The organism is Halomonas sp. YLB-10 (assembly GCF_003856855.1).
Lineage (GTDB): Bacteria > Pseudomonadota > Gammaproteobacteria > Pseudomonadales > Halomonadaceae > Halomonas > Halomonas litopenaei.
On sequence record NZ_RRCU01000004.1, the window covers coordinates 213,547 to 240,341 of the forward strand.

Below are 26,795 nucleotides of genomic sequence, written 5' to 3' on the forward strand. Positions count from 1 at the left end.
CTATCGAAAGCGCATAAATGAAAACGCCCGCGTCCTTGGACGCGGGCGTTTTGCTTTCCGGCGAGTGATCAGCTGTTGTGGCCGTCACTTGCCTTTTCGGCCTCGAGCTTGCGACGCTCGCGCGGGTCGTTGTGGGCCCGGCGACGGCGACGGCGGCGAGGCGCCTGGCCATCATCAGTGGCGCCACTCAAGGCGTCGTCTTCTGCCTTGGCTTCTGTCCTGGCGTCGTCGGCCTTGGCGTCAGCCTTGGGCGCCTCGGCTTTCTCTTCCGCCTTGGTATCGGCCTTGGGTGCCTCCGCTTTCTCTGCAGCTTTCGCTACGGCTTTCTCTGCAGGTTGGGCGTCAGCCTTGGGCGTCTCGGCCTTGGGGGCCTCAGTCTTGGGAGTCTCGGCCTTGAGGGCTTCAGCCTTGGCTTCGGCTTTCGGCTCGGCTTTCTCTGCAGCTTTCTCAGCAGGCCTGGTGTCAGCCTTTGGCGTCTCGGCCTTGGGGGCCTCAGTCTTGGGAGCCTCGGCCTTGGCTTCGGCTTTCGGCTCGGCTTTCTCGACGGCTTTCTCTGCAGCTTTCTCGACGGCTTTCTCTGCAGGCTGCGCGTCAGCCTTGGGAGTCTCGGCCTTGGCTTCGGCTTTCTCTCCAGGCTGGGCGTCAGCCTTGGGAGCTTTGGCTGCTGCTTCTGGCTGGGCGTCAGCCTTGGGAGCCTTGGCTGCAGCTTCAGGCTGGGCGTCAGCCTTGGGAGCCTCGGCCTTGGCTTCGGTCTTCGGCTCGTCTTTCTCTACGGGCTTGGCGTCGTCCGACTTGGGAGCCTCGGCGTTGGCGACGGGCTTGGTATCCGCCTTGGGGGCTTCGGCTTTGGCGTCGGCCTTGTCGTCAGCCTTGGAAGTCTCGGCCTTGGCTTCGGCTTTTGGCTTGGCTTTCTCTGCAGCTTTCTCGACGGGCTTGTCGTCAGCCTTGGGAGCCTCGGCCTTGGCGTCAGTCTTGGCGTCAGCCTTGGGGGCTTCGGCCTTGGCTTCGGCTCTTGTTTCGGCTTTTGCTTCGGGCTGGGTCTGTTCGGCCGTAGCTTCCGTAGCGCTTGCCTGGCCCGCCTCGGGCTGAGCTTCCTGAGCCGCGGCCGCTTCCGCCTGCAGGCGTTGCTGCTCTTTCAGCGCCTCGGGGTTGATGGCGTGCTTGCGGCTGCGGTTGCGCGGATTGTTGCGGGTGCGCTTGGGCTTGCTGTCCTTGGCAGCATCGCTGCTGGCAGCATCTGCCTGCTGCGTTTCACCGCGGCTGGCCGAACGGGGCGACTTGTTGTCGTCGCTCTTGCGGCTATCCGGCTGGCGGCTTTCCTGTTGACGACCCTCCTGCTGACGACCCTCTTGCTGACGTCCTTCAGCCTGGCGGTTGTCCTGCTGACGATTGTCGTCACGGCGAGAGCGCTGGCGGTTGTCGTTGCCGTCATTTCTGTCGGCTCGAGTGTCTGCCTTGCTGTCGGTGCGTGCGTCGTTTCGAGTCTCGCTGCGGCCGTCGCTCTTAGCGGCCGGCTGGCGGCGATCCTGCTGGCGACGGTCCTGGCTGTTGCCATCGCTACGGTTGGATCTGTTGCTGCTCTGACGCTGGCCGTTCTGGCTGCCTCCACGGCGATTGCGCTGGCGCGTGTCGCTACCGCGCTGCTGGCCGTTGTCGCTGCGCTGTTGGGCGCCGCGCTGAGCATTGTCGTCGCGACTCGAGGACTGAGTGCGAGTGCTGCACGAGCCTTGGCTGCCGCTCGCGGCGCCGTTACTGGTTTCTTCCTCGCCGCCGAGGAAGCGAGCGAAGCCCTTGACCAGTCGACCGAACAGGCCGGCGTTCTGAACCGCCTGACGAGACTCTGCGGGGCTCTGACGGCCTGGCTGGCGATTAGCCTGAGGGCTGCTCTGCCTGCGGCTGGACGACGAGGCCTGGCGACCAGCTTGAGCGCCCTGAGCGCTGGGCTGGCGACTCGGCTGTGCGGGCTTGTCCTCGCTGGCGGCCTCTTCCTGGCTCAAGGAAGCGGGGGCAGGAGCGTTGTGGACCACGCTCTTGACCGCGGCTTCGGCGCGTTGCACCGGCTTGCCGAAGGCGGCGTCGGGCTCCTTGCCGACCTCGGTGTCGGTGGACAGCTCGAAACTGGAGGCGTTGGCGGTGCCTTCCTCGTCGACGTGGTCGTCGCGCAGACGCTGGACGTCGTAGTGGGGGGTGTCCATGTCCGGGCTTGGCAGGATGACCACGCGGACGCCCTGGCGACGCTCGATATCGGCCAGGATGGCGCGCTTCTCGTTAAGCAGATAGGTAGCGACAGGCACCGGCAGGATGGCGCGGATCTGAGCGCTGCGCTCCTTCATGGCCTCTTCTTCGATCAGGCGCATGACCGACAGCGAGAGCGAACGCACGTCACGGATGGTGCCCTGGCCGTCACAGCGGGGGCATACCACGCCGCTGGTTTCGCCGAGGGACGGACGCAGACGCTGACGCGACATTTCCATCAGGCCAAAGCGCGAAATACGGCCGATCTGTACCCGGGCGCGGTCGAGCTTGAGGGCATCGCGAGCGCGGTTTTCGACCTCGCGCTGGTTGCGTGCTGGCCCCATGTCGATGAAGTCGATGACCACCAGGCCGCCGATGTCACGCAGGCGCAACTGGCGAGCGATCTCGTCGGCCGCCTCCAGATTGGTCTGCAGCGCGGTCTCTTCGATGTCACTGCCGCGTGTCGCTCGCGCCGAGTTGATGTCGATGGACACCAGTGCCTCGGTGTGGTCGATCACGATGGAGCCGCCGGAGGGCAGCTTCACTTCACGCTCGTAGGCGGTCTCGATCTGCGACTCGATCTGGAAGCGCGAGAACAGCGGCACCTCGTCGGCGTAAAGCTTGATCTTCTGCTGGTAGGACGGCATCACCTGGCGAATGAAGGCCAGCGCCTCCTGGTGCACCTCGGGGCTGTCGATCAGTACCTCGCCGATATCCTGGCGCAGGTAGTCGCGCATGGCGCGAATGATGACATTGGACTCGCGGTAGATCAGGAAGGGGGCGGCGCGCTTGCCGGCTTCCTCGGTGATGGATTCCCACACCTGTACCAGATAGTCGAGGTCCCACTGCAGCTCTTCGGGCGACCGACCGATACCGGCGGTGCGCACGATCAGGCCCATCTTGTCGGGCACGCTGAGCTGGCCCATGGCTTCCTTCAGCTGGGCGCGTTCCTCGCCCTCGATGCGACGCGAGATGCCGCCTGCGCGGGCGTTGTTGGGCATCAGCACCAGGAAGCGGCCGGCCAGGCTGACAAAGGTGGTCAGGGCAGCGCCCTTGTTGCCACGCTCTTCCTTGTCGACCTGAACGATGACTTCCTGACCTTCCTTCAGTACTTCCTTGATGCTGGGGCGGCCGGAAGGCTCCTTGACGAAGTACTCGCGAGCAATTTCCTTGAGGGGCAGAAAACCGTGGCGTTCGGCGCCGAAATCGACAAAGGCGGCTTCGAGGGAGGGTTCCACGCGGGTGATCTTGCCGCGATAGATATTGGCTTTTTTCTGTTCCCTGGCACCGGATTCGATGTCCAGGTCGTACAGGCGTTGTCCATCCACCAGGGCGACACGCAGCTCTTCGGGCTGGGTCGCGTTGATGAGCATCCGTTTCATGTTGTCTCGCAATATGGGCGCGCCGGAGGGCGCCCATGGGCAACGGCAAGGGTGAACCGTTGGTGCAGCGTGCTTGTGCTCAGCGCATGTCGCGGAAGCTGCGCCCGGCCGCGACGTTACTTCATCAGGAACGTCACGGCATGATCATGTTGAGTACGGGGCGGAGGGAGGACGTGTCTCGGTGGGGCCTTGCCCATCCGGTCCTGCCGTCACCGCCAACACCTGGCATTCATCGATTCACCGCTGCCGGCCTCCGGCACGGTGTTGTACGTCTCCCGGCGACGCCCCATCCCTTCGGAAAGGTATCCAGCTGGGGTGGGGCGCGCCGGGCTCGGTGTTGTCACTTGACATCGGCGGCGGGACCTCTGTGGGTCGTCGCGGCCTCTGTGGCAAACGCTGTGTCAGTCACGTTTCGCTCGGGCCTGCGTGTCTAGTCGTGCAGGCGCTTGCAGGGGTCAATCGGACCCGGGGAGCGAACAAGCAATATAACAGCAATGCCAGGGGTCAGCAATTGGCGACAAGCTGCGCTAGAATGGCGCTTTATTGCGGGTTTCGAGTGGGGTGACAGCGTGGCCGAAGGGCGTGAAGTGCAGTGGGTGGAAGTGACCGAAGGCCAGGTCGGCCAGCGCGTCGACAATTTTCTGATGAGTCGCCTCAAGGGCGCCCCCCGTTCGCTGGTGTATCGCATCGTGCGCAAGGGTGAGGTGCGCGTGAACAAGAAGCGGGTCAAGGCGGATACCCGTCTGGCGCTTGGCGATCTGGTGCGTATTCCCCCGCTCAAGCTGGCACCGCAGGAGGCAGTGCGCGAGGTCAGCGATAATCTGCGTAATCTGCTGGCCGGCAGCGTGCTGCTGGAAGGGCCAGACTGGATGGTCTTGAACAAGCCGTCGGGACTGGCGGTGCACGGCGGCAGTGGTGTCAAGATCGGACTGATCGAGGCGCTGCGGCAGGTGCGCGAGGACCTGGACTTCCTGGAGCTGGTGCATCGGCTGGATCGGGATACCTCAGGGTGTCTGCTGCTGGCCAAGTCCCGGCCGGCGCTGCTTGCGCTGAACCAGTCACTCAAGCAGCACAAGATGAACAAGCAGTATCTGGCGCTGGTGGCAGGCCGCTGGCCAGCCCGTCGGGATTTCGTCAGTGCCCGCCTGGATCGCTACGATGCCGGCAACGGCGAGCGTCGAGTCAGGGTCGATCCGCAGGGCAAGGTGGCTCGGACCCGCTTTGGTGTGCGTGAGACCTTTGCCGGTGCAACCCTGGTGGAGGCGGAGCCGATCACCGGGCGTACCCATCAGATTCGCGTCCACGCTGCCCACGCCGGACACGTGCTGTTGGGCGACGACAAGTACGGTACCCGAGAGGGCGCTCGCCTCGGTCGCGAACTGGGGCTGGATCGCCTGTTTCTGCATGCTGCCTCGCTGACCTTCCCCGAGCCGACCAGTCAGCGGCCGGTGCAGATTCGCGCTCCCCTCGACGATGCCCTGGAAACTGTGCTCGACAAGGCTCGGCGGCGACAGTGAAAGATGTCGCCGGCGGCCTTGCCTGGTGCCGGCCTTGTGGCAAGAAAGACTGAAATTACAGTGCGCTAAATGAGCAAGTGTGGGTGAATCGCTGTGTCTGGCGGACGTGGTGAGCCCGCGCCGGGCAGGCGAGCCAGGTTGCCAAACGATCGTCCTCGGCCAAGGATTCAGGTAAGGCATCGGCGGTTTGTGCCGGCGATGCGCCCATGAGTCTTCGGAGGGTAGGACGGTCATGCGTGTCATCAGCGAAAGAGAACAGTTTCCCGGCCACGACGGCAACCAGCTGGCAGCGAGGTTCGACCGGCCGGAGGTGGGTGAGCCCCAGGCGGTGGCGATCTTCGCCCATTGCTTTACCTGTACCAAGGATATCCTCGCCGCCAAGCGTATCGCGGCACGACTGGTGTCGCGGGGCGTGGCGGTATTGCGCTTCGATTTCACCGGTCTTGGTCATTCCGAGGGTGAGTTCGCCAATACCCATTTCAGCTCCAACGTGGATGACCTGGTGGCCGCTGCCAAGCATCTCGAGGGGCGTGGGCTGTCACCGTCTCTGCTGGTCGGCCATTCGCTGGGCGGTGCGGCGGTGATCGCCGCCGCCGAGCGACTGCCCGGGGTCAAGGCGGTAGCCACCGTCGGGGCGCCTTACGACCCGGCTCATGTGGTGCACAATTTCGGCTCGAACCTCGACGTCATCGAACGCGAAGGGGAGGCCGAGCTGGTCCTGGCAGGCCGTCCCTTTACCATCCGCAAGGCCTTTATCGAGGATCTCCAGAGTCAGCGTCAGCACGAGCGCATCGAGAACCTGGGGCGTCCGCTGCTGGTGCTGCACGCGCCCAACGACGAAACGGTGGAGATCGAAAACGCCTCGGCCATCTTCACCGCCGCCCGTCATCCCAGAAGTTTTGTTTCGCTGGATGACGCCGATCATCTGCTGACCCGGCCCCAGGACGCCGAGTACGCCGCCGAGGTCATCGTCGGCTGGGCGTCGCGCTATCTGGGCCTGGAGGCGCCGAAGCCCCCCGCGGGAGCGCCTGAAGGTGTCACCCGAGTATCCGAAGCCGATCCCGCAGGCTTTCGCCAGGACGTGGTGGCGGGTGCGCACCACCTGCTGGCCGACGAGCCGCTTTCCTACGGTGGGACCAATCTCGGTTTTACGCCGTACCAGTTGCTGGCGGCGGCGCTCGGCTCCTGCACGGCGATGACGGTGCGCAGCTATGCCAGGCGCAAGAAGCTGCCGCTCGATGATGTCACCGTGGACGTCTCCCATGACAAGATTCACGCCAAGGATTGTGGCGAGTGCGAGGCGACCAGTGGCAAAATCGACCACTTCGAACGTGTCCTTTTCCTGACGGGGGATCTCGACCAGGAGGCCCGCGACAAGCTCTTGGCCATCGCTGACCTGTGTCCGGTGCATCTGACGCTGGAGGGCAAGGCCAGGGTGGTGACTCGGCTGGCCGACTAGCCTTGGCGGGCGCAGGCCGCTGTCACTGCTAGTCGCGGCGTCTGGTTCTCTGGTGCTGCGCCGAGCCGGTCTGCGTGCTTGAGTGTCCCATCATCGGGGAAGAGGCATTTATCCATGGGCGATGGCGTGGACGCCGTCGTCTCTCGAGGAGTTGTCTCTTGCGCTATGACCTGACCATCTTTGACTGGGATGGCACCCTGATGGATTCCATCGCCCGGATCGTATCCTGCATGCAGGCGGCTGGCCGCGAGGCCGAGTGGGGCGAGCTGGGGGAGGGCGAGATTCGCGATATCATCGGTCTCGGCCTGCCGGAAGCCATCGCCACACTGTGTCCGGGTATCCAGTCGGAGCAGGCTGAGCGTTTGAAAGCACGCTATGCCTGGCACTTCGTCGAGGGTGATGCCACCCCGGTCACCTTCTATCCCGGCGTCGAGGCGGGTCTGGCCTCGCTATCCTCGACCTCGGCGCTGGCCGTGGCCACCGGCAAGAGCCGTCGCGGGCTCGATCGTATCTTCCGCCAGAGCGACACCGGTCGCTTCTTTCGTGCCAGTCGTACCGCCGACGAGACGCGTTCCAAGCCGGATCCCCTGATGCTGGTCGAGCTGCTCGAAGAGTGCGGCGTCGACGCCTCCCGCGCCGTCATGATCGGCGATACCGAGTACGATATGGAAATGGCGCGTGCCATCGGCATGCCGCGCATCGCTGTCTCGTATGGTGTGCACGATGTGCAGCGGCTGTCGCGCAGTGAGCCGCTGCTGGTGGCAGATCGCTTCGATCAGGTGCTGGATCACCTGGCTGGCTAGATCGCGTCGATCGTCTGGCAAATCGTTTTCTATTCCTGGTTGTCGCCAGGCTTGCAAGGAGTGGTGGGATGTCGGATACCCCCAAGGATGACCCCTGGACCCAGGGGGAGATGTCGTCTTCCAGCGGTAAGGGAGCGGCGGCAGCCGGCGGTAGTGGGCCGGACAAGAGCGGCGGCAGCGGGCCGGCTGAACCCGGCGGCACCGGGCCGGTTGGATCGTCCGGCGCCAGCGGGCCGGCTGGATCGTCCGGCGACAGCGCCGAAGTATTGCGGGAGCGCCAGCGCCTTGCCCAGATCGAGAGCATGGACCGATGGATCCAGAGCGTACTGGTCGAGCAGCGGCGTAGTCGGCGCTGGAAGCTGTTCTTTCGTTTCGCCTGGCTGGCGCTGCTGCTGGGAGTGGCGGCGCTGGTGGGCTTTGCACTGCTGATGGTGCCTGGCGATGAGCGAGAGCAGGCCAGGCATCTTGGGGTGGTCAAGGTCGACGGTGTGATCGATAGCGAGTCGCCGGCCAACGCCGAGCGCCTGATCGAAGGTATCGAAGCCGCCTGGGAGTCGCCCAGCAGCGCCGCGGTGGTATTGCATATCAACAGTCCGGGCGGCAGTCCGGTGCAGTCCCAGCGGGTCTACAAGGCGGTGATGGCCCTGCGCGAGCGCGGCGACAAGCCGATCGTCGCGGTGGTCGAGGACCTGGGGGCCAGCGGCGCCTATTACATGGCGTCTGCGGCGGACGAGATTGTCGCTGCGCCGTCCAGTCTGGTCGGCTCTATCGGCGTCATCTACGCCGGCTTCGGGCTGGAGGGGGCCATCGATGACCTGGGTGTGGAGCGGCGCGTCTTCACCGCAGGCGACAACAAGGCCTTTCTCGATCCCTTCTCCGAGATGCGTCCCGAACAGCAGGCGTTCTGGCAAGAGGTGCTGGATACGACCCATCAGCAGTTCATCGATGCGGTCAAGGCAGGGCGCGGTGATCGTCTGGCCGATGATCCCCGGATCTTCAGCGGCCTGATCTGGACCGGAGAGCAGGCGCTGGAGCTGGGCCTGGTGGATCGCCTGGGTACCCTGGACGAAGAGGCCCATGAATGGCTCGACCAGCCGCGAATCAAGGACTACACCCCATCCCAGGACCCCTTCGACCGCCTGGCTCGGCGCTTCGGTGTGGGCGTGGCCCAGTGGATGGGGCTGCCGCAGGCGTCATCGCCGGTGCGTTATCAGTTGCCCTGATCGCCGTTCGCGACATCGGTGGCGGATGCCGCCAGGGGGTCGGCGCCAGCCTCGCGCAGCCACCGGCACAGCAGAATCAGAGGGAGGCCGATCAGACTGTTCGGGTCGTCACCCTCCAGGCGCTCGAACAGGGTGATGCCGAGGCCCTCCATGCGAAAGCTGCCAGCGCACTGAAGCGGCTGCTCGCGGGCGACGTAGGTGCTGATCTCGGTGTCGGTGAGACGGCGAAAGACCACGTCATAGTGCTGGTAGCCGACCCAATGGCGATGCTCGGCGGTGTCGAGCAGCGCCAGTCCGGTGACAAAACGCACCCGTTGCCCCGAGAAGGCTCGCAGTTGTGCGCAGGCGCGCTCCTGGGTGTGGGGCTTGCCCAGGATCTGGTCGTCGAACAGGGCTACCTGGTCGGAGCCGATGATCAGGTGGCGCGAGTAGGCGTCGGCCAGCGCTTCGGCCTTGGTCAGCGACAGCCGCTGCACCAGTGATGTGGGCGTCTCGTCCGTTCGGCGGGTCTCGTCGATGTCCGGGCTCGCCCAGGAGAAGGGCAGGCCCAGCCGTTCAAGCAGTTCGCGGCGCCAGGGTGAGCTGGAGGCAAGCACCAGTGGGGTCATGCGTCCTTCCTTGCAATGTGTGGAGTCGTGTCGGGGAGGCCCGCTATGGGCAGGTTGTGCTCGTCGGGTTCGAGCGGATCCCGGGACATGGTAACCTATTGAGCACAGGGCTTTGACAGGGGCGGAACGAGTGCCTATCATTGCGCGCCTATGTTGACCTCACGATTGCCCGGCCGGGTCGAGCCCTACAAGCTCGCCGCCCAAGCCGAACACCTCGAAGGCCTGGTGGCGCTGGCCGACATGAGCCGCCTGACCGAAGAGGTCGGCGCTCAACAGGGCGATGCCAGCGCCTGGCTGGAATTCGCCATCGACGCTCAGGGGCGTCGGGTGATCCGGGGGCGCCTGGAGGCCGATCTGCAGCTGCCGTGTCGCCGCTGCCTCGAGCCCATGGCCCAACATGTCACGAGCGACTTCCTGCTCGGGCTCGTCAGCAGTGACGACCTGGCCGCCGATCTGCCGAGCACCCATGAACCGGTGCTGGTGGAGAATGAACAGCTGGACCTGCTGGGCGTGGTCGAGGATGAACTCATCCTCAGTCTGCCCCAGGTGGTCTACCACGACGAGTCAGAGTGTCCTGTCTCGCGCGACCAGCTGAGCAGCGGGGCGGATGCCGAAGTCTCGGAAGCGCCCTCTGGCAGTCCCTTTGACGTGCTCAAGCGCCTCAAGGGCAACACCGATACCTGATCGATTTTTTGTGGAGTGATTTCCCATGGCAGTTCAGCAGAACCGTAAGACCCGTTCCAAGCGCGGCATGCGTCGTAGCCACGACGCCCTGAGTGCACCGACCCTGTCCCAGGACAAGGAAACCGGCACCACTCACCTGCGTCACCACGTCTCCCCGGACGGTTTCTATCGCGGTCGCAAGGTCGTCGACGTATAAGTTGACGACGCCTCGATAGCGCCTGGCCGCCGGGATGCGGATTGCCGTAGATGCCATGGGCGGGGACAAGGGTCCCCGCGCCACCGTGGCGGGGGCGGCCAGGGCAGTCATCGAGGACCCGCAGCTCGACATTCAGCTGTTTGGCCCTGCGGGCCTGCTGGATGACGAGATTTCACGCCTGCCGCGGCCTCTGGCCGCGGCGGCGTCGCATCTGCACCTGTGTGACGCACCCGATATCATCCCCGCCGATATGCGCGCCTCTCAGGCGCTGCGCCGAGGTCATGCTTCAAGCATGGCTCGCATGCTTGACTGTGTGGCGGCGGGTGAGGCCGATGTCGGCGTCAGTTCCGGCAATACTGGCGCCTTGATGGCGCTGTCGCGCCGCGCCCTTGGCATGGTGCCGGGCGTGCCGCGCCCGGCCATCAGTACGGCGATTCCGACGCGAGGCGACGGACGCTGCTATTTGCTTGATCTGGGTGCCAATGTGGATGTGTCGGCGGAGCGCCTGGTGGACTTCGCCCTGATGGGCGATATCATGGCGCGCCACGTCGACGGTCTGGCGGCTCCACGGATTGCCCTGCTCAACGTTGGGGTGGAGTCGACCAAAGGCTCCCTGGCGGTACAGCAGGCCGATGCGGCACTGCGCCAGGTGGCCGGGATCGACTATCTTGGCTTTATCGAGGGCGATGGCGTGTTTGCCGGTCAGGCGGACGTCGTGGTCTGTGACGGCTTTGTCGGCAATGTGCTGCTCAAGGCCAGCGAGGGCCTGGCCAAGATGCTGGTCGGTCGCGTCCAGGCGACCTTCGAGGCGCACTGGGGGAGTCGGCTGGTGGGGATGCTGGCCCGTCCAGCGCTCAGACGATTGAAGAGTGAACTGGATCCGGTTCGCTACAACGGCGCCAGCCTGCTGGGGCTGGCGGGTATTGTGATAAAGAGTCATGGCAGCTGTGACGCTCAGGGTTTTTACTACGCCCTGAAGCGCGCCTCCCAGGAGGTCAGCCGTGACTTGCCGAGCCGGCTGGAGGCCGAGCTCGACCATCGTCGTCCATCTTCCGGTCCCTTGTCAGGGGGCAGTGTGGATATGGATGATGGCCAACAAGAGCTATAGGTGATCAAGATGACTCAACCGCTTGCCCTTATCTTCCCTGGGCAGGGGTCGCAACAGGTCGGCATGCTGCGCGATCTGGCCGAACGCTACAGCGTGGTGAGGACGACCTTCGAGGAGGCCTCGGAGGCGCTGGGTTACGACCTGTGGCAGGTGGTCCAGGAAGGTCCTGCGGAGGCGCTCAATGCCACCGCCTGCACCCAGCCGGCACTGTTGGCCTCCAGCGTGGCGATCTGGCGCGTGTGGCAGGAACTCGAGGGCCCGCGCCCCGGTGCCATGGCCGGCCATAGTCTCGGCGAATACAGCGCCATGGTGTGCGCCGGCGCGCTTTCCTTTGCGGAAGGGGTTCGTCTGGTTCGCCTGCGCGGCGAAGCCATGCAGCAGGCCGTGCCGGCCGGGCAGGGCGCCATGGCAGCGATTCTCGGTCTGGACGACGCGGCCGTCGAGCAGGCCTGCGCCAAGGCGGCCGACGGGGACGTGGTCTCTGCTGTCAACTACAATGCTCCCGGGCAGGTGGTGATCGCCGGCAGCAAGGCCGCCGTGGATCGTGCCATCGCCGCCTGTCAGGAGGCCGGGGCCAAGCGCGCGATGCCGTTGCCGGTATCGGTGCCTTCCCACTGTGACCTGATGCGGCCGGCCGCCGAGCGGCTAGAGCAGGCGCTTGGTGATATCGAGCTCAAGGCGCCGCGCTATACCGTGGTGCAGAACGTCGATGCCCAGGCCCATGCCGATGTGGCCACCCTGCGCACTCGCCTGATCGAGCAGCTCTACCAGCCGGTGCGTTGGGTCTCCTGCGTCGAGAAGATGGTCGACGGCGGTGCCGAGGTGTTCATCGAGTGCGGGCCCGGCAAGGTCCTCACCGGCCTCAACAAGCGTATTGCCCGGGGCAGTCGCGGACTGGCGGTGAATGATCCCGACAGTCTCAGTGCCGCCCTGGAGCTGGCTCGCGAGATCAACTGATCGAAAGCCTCCTGGCCCGGCGCTGTGCCGGGCGACAACGACGAAGCAATGGAAGTGACCATGACAACCGAGCCTAGAGTCGCCCTGATTACCGGGGCCAGCCGCGGTATCGGCCGTGCCATCGCCCACGAGCTGGGGCGGCAGGGTCGCATCGTGATCGGCACCGCCACCACCGATGCCGGTGCCGACCGCATCGATGCGGACCTCAAGGAACAGGGGTTTCAGGGCGCAGGGCGCCGCCTCGACGTCACCGATCCGACCAGCGTCGAAGCGCTGCTGAAGTCGATCAACGATGAGTTTGGTGCGCCGACCATCCTGGTCAACAACGCCGGTATCACCCGAGACAACCTGCTGATGCGGATGAAGGAAGACGAGTGGGATGGCGTGCTCGACGCCAACCTCAAGTCGGTCTTTCGCCTCAGCAAGGCCTGCCTGCGCGGCATGAGCAAGGCCCGTTGGGGCCGTATCGTATCCGTCAGTTCGGTGGTCGCCACCATGGGCAACGCCGGCCAAAGCAACTATGCTGCCGCCAAGGCGGGCATGGAAGGCTTCACCCGGGCGCTGGCGCGCGAGGTGGCCTCCCGTGCCATCACCGTCAACGCCGTGGCGCCTGGCTTTATTGCCACCGACATGACCCAGGCGCTGTCCGAGGATCAGCAGACGATGCTCAAGGGGCAGGTGCCTCTGGCGCGTCTGGGGCAGCCCGAGGAAATCGCCGCGGCGGTCGGGTTCTTGACCAGCGATAGCGCAGCCTATATCACTGGCGAAACCCTGCACGTCAATGGCGGGATGAACATGCGCTGAATGCGCTTCCTGCGTGTGTTGCGTCGACCCGAAGGGGTCTATAAACTACCCCGCAGTTTACTTGCGGAATTAACCAGCTGGTCATCAGAACGGCTAACGTGAACGACTGGAGTATGTCTAAATGAGCACCATCGAAGAGCGCGTGAAGAAAGTTGTGGCAGAGCGCCTGAACGTCAAGGAAGAAGATATTCAGAACTCCTCTTCCTTCACCGAGGACCTGGGCGCTGATTCCCTGGACACCGTTGAGCTGGTGATGGCGCTGGAAGAGGAATTCGATACCGAAATTCCTGATGAAGAAGCCGAGAAGATTACCACCGTTCAGGAAGCGATCGACTACGTCAACGCCAACCAGTAAGACCGGCTCGGTGTTCCGAGTCAGTCTGCCGGTGGCGGCGATGGCCGCTTGCTGAAAGGCGGGGATGCAATCCCCGCGGAAGCCGTCCTGGTTCGCCAGGGCGGCTTTTGCGTGTCCAGGCCTCGAAGGCAGGGTCCTGTGCCAGCGTTCCCGGTAAAGCCTCGGCGCCGGGGGGAGCACAGCGGCCTGTGTCTCGGGTATAATGCGCGCAACCGACGGTCCTCCACAGTTGGGCCGTAACTTTTTGGATGTCTGGAGGAAAGCTGATGTCTCGTAGAAGGGTAGTGGTGACGGGCCTCGGCCTGGTCACACCGGTGGGCAACACCGTCAAGGAAAGCTGGGACAGCATCCTGGCCGGCAAGAGCGGTGTGGCGCCCATCGAGCACTTCGATGTCAGCGGCTTCAACACGCGCTTCGGCGGTTCGGTGAAGGACTTTGATATCAGCCCCTACCTGAACCCCAAGGATGCCAGGAAGATGGACCTGTTCATCCAGTACGGTATTGCCGCGGGGGCTCAGGCCATCGAGGACGCCGGTATCGAGTGCACCGAGGAAAATGCCGATCGCATCGGCGTGGCCATCGGCTCGGGGATCGGTGGGCTGCCGATGATCGAGCACAACCACAACGCACTCAACAAGAGCGGCGCCCGGCGTATCTCGCCGTTCTTCGTGCCCGGCTCCATCATCAACATGATCTCGGGCAATCTGGCGATTCAGCACGGCTTCCGTGGCCCCAATATCGCCATCACCACCGCCTGCACCACCGGTACCCACAATATCGGCTACAGCGCCCGCACCATCGCTTACGGCGACGCCGACGTGATGGTCTGTGGCGGTGCCGAGATGGCGACCACACCGTTGGGGCTGGGCGGCTTCTCCGCCGCGCGGGCACTGTCCACCCGCAATGACGATCCCCAGGCGGCCAGCCGCCCCTGGGACAAGGATCGCGACGGCTTCGTGCTGTCCGACGGCGCCGGCGTGGTGGTGCTGGAAGAGTACGAACACGCCAAGGCACGTGGGGCGACCATCTACGCCGAGCTGATCGGCTTCGGCATGAGCGATGACGCCTACCACATGACCCTGCCGCCGGAAGACGGCCGCGGCGCGGCGGCCTCCATGGCCAACGCGATCAAGGACGCCGGCATCGACGCCAGCGAGATCGACTACATCAACGCCCACGGCACCTCGACCGCCGCCGGCGACCTGGCCGAGAGCCGCGCGGTGGAGAAGGTCATGGGCAGCGCCGCCGAGAGCGTCGCGGTCAGCTCCACCAAGTCGATGATCGGCCACCTGCTCGGCGCTGCCGGTGCGGTGGAGGCGGTCTTCAGCATCCTGGCGATTCGTGATCAGGCGCTGCCGCCCACCATCAACCTGGACAACCCCCAGGAAGGGTGTGTGCTCGACTACGTGCCGCATACCGCCCGGGATGCCAAGGTCGACGTGACCCTGTCCAACTCCTTCGGCTTCGGCGGCACCAATGGCACCCTGGTGTTCAAGAAGGCCTGATGGATGAATAGGCCGTCCGAGCCGACATTGCCCCTGAGTGATCGGGGGTTGGCCTACGGCGATGGCCTTTTCGAGACGGTGCTGGTTCGCGACGGCACGCCGCTGTTGTGGTCTGAGCACCTGGCACGACTGCTGAAGGGCTGCCGGGTGCTCGACCTGCCCCCGCCCCGTACAGAGGCCCTGGCATCCGCCCTCGCTGGCGCGGGGCCGGGGCTTGGTGTGCTCAAGCTGGTCTACACCCGGGGCAGCGGTGGACGGGGCTACGCGCCGCCGGCGTCCTCAGACCCCAGGCTTGAGGCGGTGTGGTCGAGCTTCGCACCCGATCAACAGCGCTGGGCAGCCGGGGTCAGGGTGCGTCGCTGCCGCCTGCGCCTGGCACGCCAGCCCGTGCTGGCCGGGATCAAGCATCTGGCCCGCCTCGAGAACGTGCTGGCACGAGCGGAGTGGCGGGATCCCGACATCGCCGAGGGGCTTCTCGAGGATGATCGAGGCCAGCTTGTCGAAGCCACCGCCATGAACGTGTTCTTTCTCGCCCGGGGCGCCGAACAGGTATCGACCCCGCCGCTGGATCAGTGTGGCGTGGCAGGTACCCTGCGGGCCGCCTTGCTGGAACAGGGCGCGGTGGTGGAGGCGCCGTTGCTGGCCGACGAGCTTTCGTCCTGCGAGGCTGTATGGCTTGGCAACAGCGTCCAGGGGGTGTGGCCCGTCGCGCGGCTCGACGACAGCGAAGGGCAGCCCCAGCATGGCTGGGAGCTGAATGATGTCCATCGCGCCTTTCAGCACCGAGCCCACCGCCTGCTGGGGTATGCCGGGGCCGACTGAGTCACCCGGGCGCTTCCAGCCGGGGTGCCTGCATCCGCTTTGCCGTACTATTCTGACCGCTTCAGACAAGCGCCGTGCGCCGGCGCGACCAGACTAAGGAACTTCCATGCGCACCGCGCTCAAGGTCTTGCTCACTCTTGTCGTCATTGCCGCTATTGGCGGCTACGGCGCTTATCACTATTGGCAGACGCGTCTGCAGGCTCCGATCACCCTCGATGAACCGATGCTCTACGAGGTGCCGCCCGGGGCCGGTTTCAATCGGGTGGTGGATGATCTCGAGGCCCAGGGTGTGCTGGCCGACGCCTGGGCCTTCAAGCTGTTGACGCGAGTGGAGCCTGATCGTGTGCCGTCGCTGAAGGTCGGCGAGTACTCGCTGGAGCCAGGCATGAGTGGCATGCAGGTACTCGATAAGCTCGCCAGCGCCGAGGTGGTCACCTACAGCGTGACCATTCCCGAGGGCTGGACCTTCCAGCAGATGCGCGCGGCCCTGGCCGAGGCCGAGAAGCTGGCCCACGCCAGTGCCGAGATGAGCGACGACGAGATCATGACGGCGCTGGGGCACGAGGGCGAGCATCCGGAGGGGCGCTTCTTCCCCGATACCTACACCTACCACAAGGGGGTGGAGGATCTGGAGATTCTGCGCCAGGCCAATCAGAGCATGGAGGCCCTGCTTGAGGAAGTGTGGGCCGATCGCGCCGAGGATCTGCCCATCGATACGCCGTATGAGGCGCTTATCATGGCCTCGCTGATCGAGCGTGAGACCGGCGCCCCCGAAGAGCGGCGTCAGATTGCCGGGGTGTTCAAGCGCCGCCTGGAGCGTGGCATGCGGCTGCAGACCGATCCCACGGTGATCTACGGCATGGGCGATCGCTTCGAGGGCAATATCACTCGGGCCGACCTGCGCGAGGCCACCCCCTACAACACCTACGTGATCGATGGCCTGCCGCCGACCCCGATCGCATTGCCGGGGCGGGCTGCACTGGAGGCCGCCGTCGACCCAGAGGAGGGCGACACCCTGTACTTCGTCGCCAAGGGAGATGGCACCCACCATTTCTCCCGCACGTTGCGTGAGCACAATAACGCCGTCAATCGTTATATTCGGCGCCGTTGACGCGGACGTCTCCCGAACCAGGAGTGGTATCCATGACGCAGACACGACCGGCCGAGCCCACCTCCGGCGCACGCGGGCGCTTCATTACCCTGGAGGGCGGAGAAGGCGTCGGCAAGTCCACCAACCTGGCCTTCGTGGTCGCCGCCCTCGAGGCGCGTGGCATCGAGGTGGTACAGACCCGCGAGCCCGGCGGGACGCCTCGGGCCGAGGCCATTCGCGAACTGCTGCTGGCGTCCAGCGACGAGCCGCTGGACAGTGACGCCGAGCTGCTGCTCGTGTTCGCCGCACGGGCCCAGCATCTTGCCCAGCGCATTCGCCCGGCCCTGGAGCGCGGCGCCTGGGTGGTCAGCGACCGCTTCACCGACGCCACCTTTGCCTACCAGGGCGGCGGTCGAGGCCTGCCGTTCGAGCGCATCGTCCAGCTCGAACGTCTGGTCCAGGGTGAGCTGACGCCGGATCTGACGCTGTTGCTGGACATGCCGCTGGACGCGGCGGAGCGTCGCCTGGCGGGTCGTCTGGACCGCACCGGCACGCGCAAGGATCGCTTCGAGCAGGAGCGCCGCGATTTTTTCGAGCGGGTGCGCCTGGCCTACCTGGCCCGGGCCGAGCAGGCACCGCAGCGGATGGTCAGGATCGACGCTGACGCCAGCCTCGAAGAGGTGCAGCGGCGGATCAAGCGGGTACTGGACGAGCGGGTGGCGCAATGGACGTGAGTAGTAGCGTCGCCCAGCCGCCGATGCCCTGGCTGGCGCCGCGCTGGCACGAACTGGTGCGGCTGATGGACGCCGGTCGTCTGCCCCATGCCGTGCTGCTGTCGGGCCCCCGCGGGCTCGGCAAGCAGTCCCTGGCCGAGGCACTGATTGCCCGCGCCCTGTGTGCCCGCCCAGGCGAGACCGCCTGCGGTGAGTGCCACAGTTGCCATATGCTGGCCTCGGGCTACCATCCTGACCTGCTGCGGGTGGCGCCGGAGGAGGGCAAGCGGATGATTCGCATCGACCCGATCCGTCAGGTCAATGGCTTCGTCTCCCAGACCGCTCAGCAGGGTGGGCACCGGGTCATCGAGATCCGTCCTGCCGAGGCGATGAACGTGGCCGCGTCCAACGCCCTGCTGAAGAGCCTGGAGGAGCCGGGGCAGGACACCCTTTTCGTGCTGGTCTCCGACATGCCGTCTCACCTGCTGCCGACGATCCGTTCGCGCTGCCAGCAGTGGATGCTCAAGCCGCCGGAACTCGAAGACTGCCTGGACTGGCTGTCGAAGGAACTCGGTTCCGAGGACGAAGCACGCTTCTGGTTTCGAGCCGCCGGTGGGTTTCCGCTGGCAGCGCGACAGCTGGCCGAGCCGGGCTCGCGGGCGCTGCGTCAACAGCTGCACGAGACCTTCGACGCCCTGGTACGTGGCGCCGAACCGGTGGCCGAGGCGGCCCGGCTGGACCGCCAGGCCATCGATGCCATCCTGTGGTACGGTATCGCCTGGCTGGAGGATCTGATTCGCCTGGGGCTTTCCGGCGAGCCTGAAGGCCTCAGAAACCCCGACCTGGCACCGCTCTATCGTCAGGCGGTGAAAAATGGCCGGGTGCGCGACTGGTTCCGCCTGCTCGACTACGCCCGTGAGCAGCGTCGGTTGCTCAGTGGAGGCGGCAATCCCAACCCGCAACTGGTGCTCGAGGCCTGGCTGGTCCGCTGGGCGGCCCTGTTGCGTTCCTGAGCGACGTCGTGTGCCCAGACGTCCTCCCCGGAGGCTCACTGGCGTCTCTGATCATCGTCGCCGGTATTCGTCCCTGACATCCGTATTCAAGCCCCGAGAGATCTTCATGTTCGTCGATTCCCACTGCCATCTCGATCGCCTTTCTCCTGATACCCATGGCGGCGATCTGTCGCGGGCCCTGGACGCCGCCCGCGAGCGCGGCGTCCAGCAGTTCCTGGCCATCAGCGTGACCCTCGACGGCGTGCCCGAACTGGCCGCAATTCGCCAGGCCCACGACGATGTGGTGATCTCCGCCGGGGTGCATCCACTGCATCAGGTGGAGCACGAACCCGGCGTTGCCGAGATTGTCGCCTGCGCCAAGGAGCATGGCGCCGTGGCCATCGGCGAATCGGGACTGGACTATCATTACGACAGTGTTCCCGCCGAGGTGCAGCACGAGCGTTTCGCTCGCCATCTGCAGGCCGCCACCGAGCTGTCGCTGCCGATCGTGGTGCATACCCGGGAAGCGAGGGAGGACACGCTCTCGCTGATTCGTCAGTACAGCGATCCCGAGGTCGGCGGGGTGCTGCACTGCTTCACCGAGGACCTCGAGATGGCGCGGGATGCGGTGCGCCTGGGCTTTTATATCTCCTTGTCGGGGATCGTCACCTTTCGCACCGCCGAGTCGCTGCGCGAGGTGGCCAGAAAAGTACCGCTGGATCGTCTGCTGATCGAGACCGACAGTCCCTATCTGGCGCCGGTGCCGCACCGTGGCAAGCCCAACGAGCCGGCCTGGGTGGTCGACGTGGCCCAATGCATCGCCGACGAGCGGGGAATCAGCGTGGAAGAGGTGGCGATGCAGACCACCGCCAACTTCTACCGGCTGTTTCCCAAGGCCCAGCCTGCCGCCCCGGAGGACCTCAAGCAGGCCCTTCGCGACGCGGGCTTTGTGGACCAGGGCTAAGCGGGCTTTGTTGTGAACAGGGCCCACGGCCCCGGTCGGCACTGGCACCGGTCTGTTGGCCGGGCCTTGAGCGATAACTCGACGAGGTAGCCTCCATGCAACTCGATCACATCCTGAACGGCATCGCCGAGCTTGGTGAGCGCCCGCCCTTGTCCGACTGGCAGCCCGAAGCGAGTGGCGAGATGGACCTGGTGATCGCCCGAGACGGGCGCTGGATCCACGAAGGCAGTCCGATCCAGCGTCCTGAGCTGGTGCGCCTGTTCGCGCGCATCCTGCGACGGGAGGACGACGGCCACCACTACCTGGTCACGCCTATCGAAAAGTGGCGGATCAGCGTCGAGGACACCGCCTTCGTGGTATTGGAGGCCGAGCAGGCAGACGCTCAGCGGGAAGGCCAGTCAAAAGGCCAGCCAGAAGACCACGTAGACAAGCGCTGGTGGCTGACCACCAACGTCGGCGAGCGTATCGCCCTGGGTCATGAGTATCGACTGTCGCTGTCGACGACACCGGCGGGCGAGGAGGTGCCCGAGGTGTGCCTGCCCTATGGCGTGAGTGCTCGACTCGGGCGTAACGTCTTCTACCGTCTGGTCGAGCAGGCCGAAGCGTGCACCGAGCGCGGCGAGCTGGGGCTTACCAGCGACGGCGTGTGGCAGCCGCTGGGACGCCTGGAGGGTGACGCGCACTGATGGCTTCACCTGCATTGGAGCGGCTCGCGCTGACGCCCGAACAACGCTGCGTTGTCGCCCACCCGGCAGGCCACGCCAGGGTCGCGGCGGTGGCCGGAGCGGGCAAGACCACCACCCTGGTGGCCAGGGTGCTGCACCTGCTGTCCCACGGAGTCAGCGCCCGGCGCATGATGGTGCTGATGTTCAACCGCGCCGCCCGGGAAGACTTTCAGCGCCGTCTGGTGGCCATGGCCGAACCCGGTATGGAACTGCCGGAGGTGCGTACCTTTCACTCTCTCGGTCATCGTCTGAGTCAGAGCCTGACCCGCTGGGGCGCGCTGCCACGGCGCGAACTGCTGACCGCAGACTGGCAGCAGGAGCGACTGCTGCGCCAGGCGACCCTGGAGGCGTTGGCCCAGGTCGACGAGGATCGCGACGCCGCGCTCGAGCCCGATCGCATCGAAGAACTCGCCCACTTCTGTTCGCTGGTCAAGGCCGAGGTGATCGACCCCCAGTTGCTGTATGAGCGGCTCGAGCTCGGCGAGGGGACTCGCCACTTCGTCGTCGCCCACCAGTGCCTCGAGACCTTGCTGGCCGATCACGGCGTGATGACCTATTCGGATCTGCTGTATCGACCGCTGCTGGCACTCGAAGGTGATCCCGCGCTGCGCCAGCGGGTTCAGGGCTTCCTCGACCATGTGATCATCGACGAGTATCAGGACATCAATGCTGCCCAGCAGCGGTTGTTGGCGGTGCTGGCCGGCGACCAGGCTTCGGTGATGGCGGTGGGTGACGCCAACCAGTGCATTTACGAATGGCGCGGCGCCCACCCGGAGGCCATGCTCGAGAACTTTACCCGGATCTTTGGTGCCGCCACCGACTACCCCTTGTTGACCACCTTTCGCCATGGTCACGCCTTGGCGCTGGCCGCCAATCATGCCATCGCCGGCAACCCGCGTCGCCCGGACCAGCTATGCCTGGCGGCGCCCACCAATCCGCGTACCGAGCTCAAGGTCGCACGGGGCGCCAGTGCCTTCCTCGATGGACTCAAGCGCTGGGTGGAAGCCGGCCGTCGTCTCGACGAAGCCTGTCTGCTGGTACGTAGCTGGACCCTGTCGGTGCCGATGCAGCTGGCGCTGTTGCGCGAAGGCATTCCCTTTCGCCTGGCCCGGGAGGATCGCTTCGTCTTTCGCCTGCCGCTGGTGGAGGCTCTGGCCGGCTATCTATCGCTGGCGCTGTCGCCCGAGCAACTGCGCGACGCCGGTGCGCTGATGCCGATGTTTGCCCAGCCGACCTGCTTCGTACCACGTGAAGTGCTCGCTGGCCTGGTCCAGCGCCTGGCCGACACCCAGACCTGGCCAGGGCCGGGCGACGCGCTGCTGGCGCGACTGAAGCCCCACCAGAAGCGCACCCTCAAGCGTCGCTGGCAACTGCTGTGCGAGCTGCCGAAGCTTGCCCATCTGTCCGCCGACGCGCTGCTCGAGCACGTGGTCGCGGAGGTCGAGGCGGAAAAGGTGCTCAAGCGCGCCGCCTCCCGCCGCGACAAGGGCGAGGAGGACGTGCGCCTGCTCGACGTCCTGATCGAGCAGGCTCGGGAGGTCGGCGACATCGCCACCTTTATCGAGCTGCTGCGGCGCCCGGTGCAGAACCGCAACGAAGGGGTGTTGATCAATACGGTTCATGGCGCCAAGGGCCTGGAGTGGCCGCTGGTGATGGTGGGGGCGGTCAATGAAGAGGACTTTCCCCACTACAGTCGTGACAACCCCCTGTCCCCCGAGCGTCTCGAGGAAGAGCGCAGGCTCTACTATGTGGCCATCACCCGGGCCATCGAACGCCTGGTCATCCTCCACGATGGCGGCGATCATCGTCCCAGCCGCTTTATCCAGGAGAGCGCCTGCCGCGACGCCAGCGCCGTGGCCAGGGCGCTGTACCGATGCGCTGACGGAGCCGACCCCGAGGAGGTGAGCGTCGCCGAGCCGGCACTGGTGGGGCGCTATCTGAATGCCCTGGGGCAGCCGCTGCCGATCAAGGCGCTTGAGCGAGCGCCAGGCAATGGCCATTACCAGGTGGGTGAGCGCATTCGCCACGGCGTCTTCGGTGACGGTGAGGTCGCCTTGGTGGAAGGCGACCCCGCCAATCCGGTCATCGAGGTGCGCTTCGATCGTGCCGGCAAGCGCCGCCTGATCGCCCATCGCGCCCCGATCGAGCGGCTGTCGAGCGCCTGATCAGGGCGGCTTCGCGAGCGGGGCGCCTTCAGGCCTTGCCCCGTGCCGGCTGGACAGGACGCGGGCCTCTTGTCGAGACGCGCAAAAGCGCTTCGATACGATAAGGCTCCGGTGCGATAAAGCCTTGCGCCACCAGACAGTGTTCTGACATGAGAAGGAGTTCGTCATGACCCATCCCTTGATCGACGCCGATAGCCTGCGACACGCGCTAGACGGCGACACCCCGCCGCTGGTGCTGGACTGCCGCGTGCGCTTGAACGACCCCGATGCCGGGGCGGCGCTGTGGCGTCAGGCCCATGTTCCCGGCAGTCTGCACCTGGATCTGGACCGTGACCTGTCCGGACCCAGGGACGCTGGCTCCGGGGCTGGCGGACGACACCCCTTGCCGAGCCACGCCGACTTCACCGCGACCCTTCAGCGGCTGGGCGTTGCGCCTGAGCGCGAGGTGGTGGTGCTCGATGATGCCGGCGGCCAGCTGGCGGCGGCGCGGGCCTGGTGGATGCTGAGCGAGTGGGCCGGCCACCCGCGGGTGCGCCTGCTCGACGGTGGCCTCGCCGCCTGGGAGAGCATCAATGGCGACTGGGAGGTGGGGGAGGGGGCGCCTCCTGCGCCGTCGCAGTGGACACCCGAATTCGACGACAGTCGTTTCGTCGTCCTCGAGGAGATGGCGTCGACTGCGGCGCTTAAGGTGGACGCCCGGGCCGGTGAGCGCTATCGCGGCGAGGTCGAGCCGATGGACCCCCGAGCGGGGCATATCCCCGGTGCGGTCAATCGTCCCTGTAGCCTCAATCTCGACGACAATGGACGCTTCAAGTCGCCGGAGGCTCTAGCAAGAGAACTGCCCCAGACGTCGCAGCAGGATCCTGGCGTGATTGCCTACTGCGGCTCCGGCGTTACCGCCTGCCATGACATTCTCGCCTATCGCCTGGCGGGTCTGCCGGCCCCGCGGCTCTATGTCGGCTCCTGGAGCGAGTGGAGCGGCGATCCCGCACGCCCGGCCGAGACCGGCCCCGCCACCGCTTCCTGACGCCACTGCTGACGTCCCTTGCTGGCGCCGCCTTGTGGCGCCTACAGCGGTCCTTCAGCGCCAGCACCATCAACGAGCACGGCCCCGTCATCAGGTGACGGGGCCGTGCTCGTTGATGGTGCTGGCGCTGAATCAATCATCAGAACCTGGTCGAGGTGGGGCCTGGCTCTCCTGCGCAGCCGGGCCCTGTCGGTTCATCGTCTAGCGGCCGGCCTCGCTGGCGCCTGTCTGGCCAGAGTCTGGGTGAGCGGCTGGGTGGGCGGCGTGGTGGCGGCCCTCCAGACGGCTCAGCAGCATGGCGTTGGCGGTATTGCCCATCACGTTCAGAGAGGTGCGGAAGCCATCGGTGAAGCGGTCCACCCCGGCGACCACGGCGACGCCCTCCAGCGGCAGCCCTGCAGCCGACAGTACGGTGCTCATGGCCACCAGGCCCGCGCCCGGCACGCCAGCGGTGGAGAAGGATACCAGCAGGCCGGTGGTGAAGATGGTGGCGGCCAGGGTCAGGGTCACCTCGACGCCGAACAGCTGCGCCACGAAGAGCGCATTGAAGCCCTGGAGCACGGCGGCGCCGTCGCGTTTGAGGGCGGTCCCGAAGGGCAGGGCGAAGGCGCTGAGCTGGTGTGGTGCACCGTAGGCCCGGGCATTGTTGAGGGCGATCGGCAGGGTGGCGTTGGAGCTGGCGGTGCCAATGGCAAAGCTCAGGGCCTCGCCGAAGTGGCGCAGGTAGGCCAGGGGGCGGGCACCTGTGATCGCCAGCAGGGCCAGATAGAACACCGCCATGGCGCCGATGGCCGCCAGCAGGCCGATCACGTACAGGCCGAGCTTCAACAGCAGGTCGAACCCCTGGGTGGCCACCACCGAGGCGATCAGCGCGAACACACCGATGGGGGCGAGCTTGAGTACCATCGACAGGATCTTGAGGGTCACGTCGTAGCCGCTCTGCAGCAGCGAGACCAGCGGCCGGCTCTGTTCCGGTAGCTGGCGGGCGGCCACGCCGACCAGGGCGGCGGCCAGGATGATCTGCAGCAGGTTGGCCTCGGCCAGCGCCTCAAAGGGGTTTTTCGGTACCAGGCCCACCAGCCACTGGGCCAGCGGGGTCGGGTCGCGGGCCTCGACGCCGGCGGCCTGAGCGCTGTCCACGCCGAGGCCCGGGGTCAGCCAGGCGGCCATGCCCATACCGATGGCCAGGGCCACCGCGCTGGTCAGCACATAGAGCACCAGCAGCTTGCCGGCGTAGCGCCCGACGCTTTCGCTGCGATCGACCTGGGTAAAGCTCAGTACCAGAGCGCAGAATACCAGCGGCACCACGATAAACTGCAGAAGGCGCAGAAATACCTGACCCAGCGGGGTCAGTAGTTGGGTATCCAGGACTCCCGCCCACTGGGGCAGGAACAGATTGACGGCGCCGCCGGCCAGGATCCCGAGGATCAGGGCCAGCAGTATTTGACGGGTGTGGGCCATGGTATCTCCCTGTAGCGGCCTCGATCACGGCTGCCGTGTCGCTGTCCCTGGCCTGGAGCTCGGCCGGATAGGCCGATGACAAGGCGGGTGTTCGGCAGCGGGGGCGATCGATAAGGGGGCACACTATTAGGGCTCGGCGATGTCTTGGCAAGAAGCCCAATAGACCGATTTGTTATGACGTTAAGTGTATGCCCTGCAATAAAAAAACGGACGGGGCTGGGCCCGTCCGCTGAGGGTGTTGGCTAACGGGCGTGTCAACGCCCTGGGTCATGGTTGGGCCGCGTTCGGCAGCGACGCGGCCCGCCCGCGATCACATATTGGGATAGTTGGGACCACCGCCGCCTTCCGGGGCGACCCAAGTGATGTTCTGGGCGGGGTCCTTGATGTCGCAGGTCTTGCAGTGGACGCAGTTCTGGAAGTTGATCTGGAAACGCGGCTGGCCATCGTCACCCTCGACCACTTCGTAGACCCCGGCGGGGCAGTAGCGCTGAGCGGGCTCGGCGTACTCCGGCAGGTTCTTGTGGATCGGAATTTCCGAATCCTCGAGCTTGAGGTGGCAGGGCTGGTCTTCCTCGTGATTGGTGTTGGACAGGAACACCGAGGAGGGCTTGTCGAAGGACAGCTTGCCGTCGGGCTTGGGGTAGTCGATCTTCTCGAACTCGCTGGCGGGCTTGAGCGCCGCATGGTCCGCAGTGGTGTCGTGGACCCTGGGCAACTTGCCGCCGAGCAACTGATCGACGAAGTTGTAGGCGCCACCGCCCACGGTGCCGTACTTGTGGATCGCGGGACCGAAGCTGGCGGTCTGCTCGAGTTCCTTGTAGGCCCAGCTGTCCTGCCACCTGGCCTCGAACGCCTTGAGTTCGTCGCCGCCCTCGTTGCCGTCCTTGAGCGACTCGAACACGCTTTCTGCCGCCACCAGACCGGACTTCATGGCGGTGTGGATGCCCTTGATCTTGGCGAAGTTGAGGGTGCCGGCGTCACAGCCGATCAGCAGCCCGCCGGGGAAGGTCATCTTCGGCAGGCAGTTGAGGCCGCCCTTGGCGATGGCACGGGCCCCGTAGGCCACCCGCTTGCCGCCTTCCAGGTAGCGCTTGAGCACCGGGTGGTGCTTCATCCGCTGGAACTCGTCGAACGGCGACAGGTAGGGGTTCTGGTAGGCCAGGTCCATGATCAGGCCGACCACCACCTGCTGGTTCTCGGCGTGGTAGAGAAACCAGCCGCCGTGGGTGTTCTTGTCCAGCGGCCAGCCGGAGCCGTGCAGCACCAGCCCTGGCTCGTGCTGTTCCGCCGGTACGTCCCACAATTCCTTGAGACCGATGCCGTAGTGCTGGGGATCCTTGCCCTCGTCCAGGCGGAATTCGCGGATCAGGCGCTTGCCGATGTGGCCACGGGCGCCCTCGGCGAACAGAGTGTATTTCGCACGAAGCTCCATGCCCGGTGCGTAGCCACCTTTCTCGCTGCCGTCGGCGGCCACGCCCATGTCGCCGGTCAGGATGCCGCGTACCACGCCGTCCTCGACGATGGCGTCCTGGGCGGCGAAGCCCGGGAAGATCTCGACGCCCAGGGACTCTGCCTGTTCGGCCAGCCAGCGGCACAGGTTGCCGGCGCTGATCACATAGCGGGTGATGTCGCCCCCGGTGTTGTGCATGCTCTTGGGCACCAGCGCGTTGGGCAGCTTCTGGGCCTTCTCGGCGTCCTTGAGCAGGTACAGCTCGTCACGTACCGCCGGGGTGGTCAGCGGGGCGCCGCGCTCCTCCCAGTCGGGGAACAGCTCGAATAGCGCGCGGGGCTCGAGCACCGCTCCGGACAGAATATGGGCGCCCACCTCGGAGCCCTTCTCGACCACGCAGACGGTCAGCTCCTGCTCGGCCTCGTTGGCCTGCTGCATCAGTCGGCAGGCGGCGGCCAGTCCAGACGGACCAGCGCCGACGATGACCACGTCGAACTCCATGGTGTCGCGTTCTACTTGTTCTGCCATCGGGTGCTTTCCTCCTCGGCGT

At 65.8% G+C, this 26,795-nt stretch carries 23 protein-coding genes; 19 read left to right on the forward strand and 4 right to left on the reverse strand.

Features of this window, described 5'->3' with window-relative positions; genetic code table 11:
• Window positions 1–68: 68 nt before the first annotated feature.
• Window positions 69–3,617: a ribonuclease E gene (gene rne, locus EBB56_RS10920; protein WP_185696418.1), complete on the reverse strand. Its 3,549-nt coding sequence runs from the start codon at window positions 3,615–3,617 to the stop codon at window positions 69–71.
• Window positions 3,618–4,186: 569 nt separating this feature from the next.
• Between rne and EBB56_RS10925 the strand changes: the two genes are divergently transcribed.
• The 4 genes from EBB56_RS10925 (at window position 4,187) to sppA (ending at window position 8,619) form a co-directional block, all read left to right on the forward strand.
• Window positions 4,187–5,134 carry an RluA family pseudouridine synthase gene (locus tag EBB56_RS10925; protein WP_045993400.1) on the forward strand — a complete coding sequence of 316 codons (948 nt, stop codon included), beginning with the start codon at window positions 4,187–4,189 and terminating at the stop codon, window positions 5,132–5,134.
• Window positions 5,135–5,366: 232 nt separating this feature from the next.
• Complete coding sequence (locus tag EBB56_RS10930) at window positions 5,367–6,593, forward strand: bifunctional alpha/beta hydrolase/OsmC family protein (protein ID WP_045993401.1); 1,227 nt, start codon at window positions 5,367–5,369, stop codon at window positions 6,591–6,593.
• 158 nt (window positions 6,594–6,751) lie between these two features.
• On the forward strand, window positions 6,752–7,396 hold the full coding sequence (locus tag EBB56_RS10935) for an HAD-IA family hydrolase (RefSeq protein ID WP_045993402.1): 645 nt from the start codon (window positions 6,752–6,754) through the stop codon (window positions 7,394–7,396).
• Window positions 7,397–7,464: 68 nt separating this feature from the next.
• Entirely contained in the window at window positions 7,465–8,619 is a 1,155-nt protein-coding gene (gene sppA, locus EBB56_RS10940) for a signal peptide peptidase SppA (RefSeq protein ID WP_045993403.1), read from the forward strand.
• Here the strand turns inward: sppA and EBB56_RS10945 are convergent.
• Window positions 8,607–9,227: a nucleoside triphosphate pyrophosphatase gene (locus EBB56_RS10945; protein WP_045993404.1), complete on the reverse strand. Its 621-nt coding sequence runs from the start codon at window positions 9,225–9,227 to the stop codon at window positions 8,607–8,609. The genes sppA and EBB56_RS10945 overlap by 13 nt on opposite strands.
• 150 nt (window positions 9,228–9,377) lie before the next feature.
• On the opposite strand from EBB56_RS10945, the gene EBB56_RS10950 reads away from it, so the two are divergent.
• The 15 genes from EBB56_RS10950 (at window position 9,378) to EBB56_RS11020 (ending at window position 23,334) form a co-directional block, all read left to right on the forward strand.
• Window positions 9,378–9,911 (forward strand): YceD family protein, encoded by a 534-nt coding sequence (locus tag EBB56_RS10950; protein WP_045993405.1) that lies wholly within the window; start codon window positions 9,378–9,380, stop codon window positions 9,909–9,911.
• A 25-nt stretch (window positions 9,912–9,936) separates the two neighbouring features.
• The gene (rpmF, locus tag EBB56_RS10955; protein WP_010627954.1) at window positions 9,937–10,107 is read left to right on the forward strand and encodes a 50S ribosomal protein L32; all 171 of its coding nucleotides are present in this window, start codon (window positions 9,937–9,939) and stop codon (window positions 10,105–10,107) included.
• A gap of 34 nt (window positions 10,108–10,141) precedes the next feature.
• Window positions 10,142–11,215, forward strand: a complete 1,074-nt coding sequence (plsX, locus tag EBB56_RS10960; protein WP_083970469.1) for a phosphate acyltransferase PlsX — start codon at window positions 10,142–10,144, stop codon at window positions 11,213–11,215.
• A 9-nt stretch (window positions 11,216–11,224) separates the two neighbouring features.
• The gene (fabD, locus tag EBB56_RS10965) at window positions 11,225–12,172 is read left to right on the forward strand and encodes an ACP S-malonyltransferase (protein ID WP_045993431.1); all 948 of its coding nucleotides are present in this window, start codon (window positions 11,225–11,227) and stop codon (window positions 12,170–12,172) included.
• Between the two features lie 60 nt (window positions 12,173–12,232).
• Window positions 12,233–12,976 carry a 3-oxoacyl-ACP reductase FabG gene (gene fabG, locus EBB56_RS10970; protein ID WP_045993432.1) on the forward strand — a complete coding sequence of 248 codons (744 nt, stop codon included), beginning with the start codon at window positions 12,233–12,235 and terminating at the stop codon, window positions 12,974–12,976.
• 121 nt (window positions 12,977–13,097) lie between these two features.
• The gene (acpP, locus tag EBB56_RS10975) at window positions 13,098–13,331 is read left to right on the forward strand and encodes an acyl carrier protein (protein WP_021820799.1); all 234 of its coding nucleotides are present in this window, start codon (window positions 13,098–13,100) and stop codon (window positions 13,329–13,331) included.
• A 266-nt stretch (window positions 13,332–13,597) separates the two neighbouring features.
• Window positions 13,598–14,836 (forward strand): beta-ketoacyl-ACP synthase II, encoded by a 1,239-nt coding sequence (gene fabF / locus EBB56_RS10980; RefSeq protein ID WP_108447679.1) that lies wholly within the window; start codon window positions 13,598–13,600, stop codon window positions 14,834–14,836.
• Window positions 14,837–14,839: 3 nt separating this feature from the next.
• Entirely contained in the window at window positions 14,840–15,658 is an 819-nt protein-coding gene (gene pabC / locus EBB56_RS10985; RefSeq protein WP_124804365.1) for an aminodeoxychorismate lyase, read from the forward strand.
• 106 nt (window positions 15,659–15,764) lie between these two features.
• Window positions 15,765–16,769 (forward strand): endolytic transglycosylase MltG, encoded by a 1,005-nt coding sequence (mltG, locus tag EBB56_RS10990; RefSeq protein ID WP_108447681.1) that lies wholly within the window; start codon window positions 15,765–15,767, stop codon window positions 16,767–16,769.
• A gap of 32 nt (window positions 16,770–16,801) precedes the next feature.
• Window positions 16,802–17,482 carry a dTMP kinase gene (gene tmk / locus EBB56_RS10995; RefSeq protein WP_124804366.1) on the forward strand — a complete coding sequence of 227 codons (681 nt, stop codon included), beginning with the start codon at window positions 16,802–16,804 and terminating at the stop codon, window positions 17,480–17,482.
• Complete coding sequence (locus EBB56_RS11000) at window positions 17,473–18,474, forward strand: DNA polymerase III subunit delta' (RefSeq protein ID WP_124804367.1); 1,002 nt, start codon at window positions 17,473–17,475, stop codon at window positions 18,472–18,474. The genes tmk and EBB56_RS11000 overlap by 10 nt, the downstream gene beginning before the upstream one ends.
• A 106-nt stretch (window positions 18,475–18,580) precedes the next feature.
• The gene (locus EBB56_RS11005; protein ID WP_108132686.1) at window positions 18,581–19,417 is read left to right on the forward strand and encodes a TatD family hydrolase; all 837 of its coding nucleotides are present in this window, start codon (window positions 18,581–18,583) and stop codon (window positions 19,415–19,417) included.
• 95 nt (window positions 19,418–19,512) lie between these two features.
• Complete coding sequence (locus tag EBB56_RS11010) at window positions 19,513–20,103, forward strand: DUF1285 domain-containing protein (RefSeq protein WP_124804368.1); 591 nt, start codon at window positions 19,513–19,515, stop codon at window positions 20,101–20,103.
• Entirely contained in the window at window positions 20,103–22,307 is a 2,205-nt protein-coding gene (locus EBB56_RS11015) for an ATP-dependent helicase (protein ID WP_124804369.1), read from the forward strand. The genes EBB56_RS11010 and EBB56_RS11015 overlap by 1 nt, the downstream gene beginning before the upstream one ends.
• Window positions 22,308–22,473: 166 nt before the next feature.
• Entirely contained in the window at window positions 22,474–23,334 is an 861-nt protein-coding gene (locus tag EBB56_RS11020) for a sulfurtransferase (protein ID WP_124804370.1), read from the forward strand.
• Between the two features lie 201 nt (window positions 23,335–23,535).
• Here EBB56_RS11020 and EBB56_RS11025 read toward each other — a convergent pair whose 3' ends face one another.
• Window positions 23,536–24,795, reverse strand: a complete 1,260-nt coding sequence (locus tag EBB56_RS11025) for a dicarboxylate/amino acid:cation symporter (RefSeq protein WP_124804371.1) — start codon at window positions 24,793–24,795, stop codon at window positions 23,536–23,538.
• Between the two features lie 310 nt (window positions 24,796–25,105).
• Window positions 25,106–26,773: an electron transfer flavoprotein-ubiquinone oxidoreductase gene (locus EBB56_RS11030; protein WP_045993415.1), complete on the reverse strand. Its 1,668-nt coding sequence runs from the start codon at window positions 26,771–26,773 to the stop codon at window positions 25,106–25,108.
• Window positions 26,774–26,795: the final 22 nt, after the last annotated feature.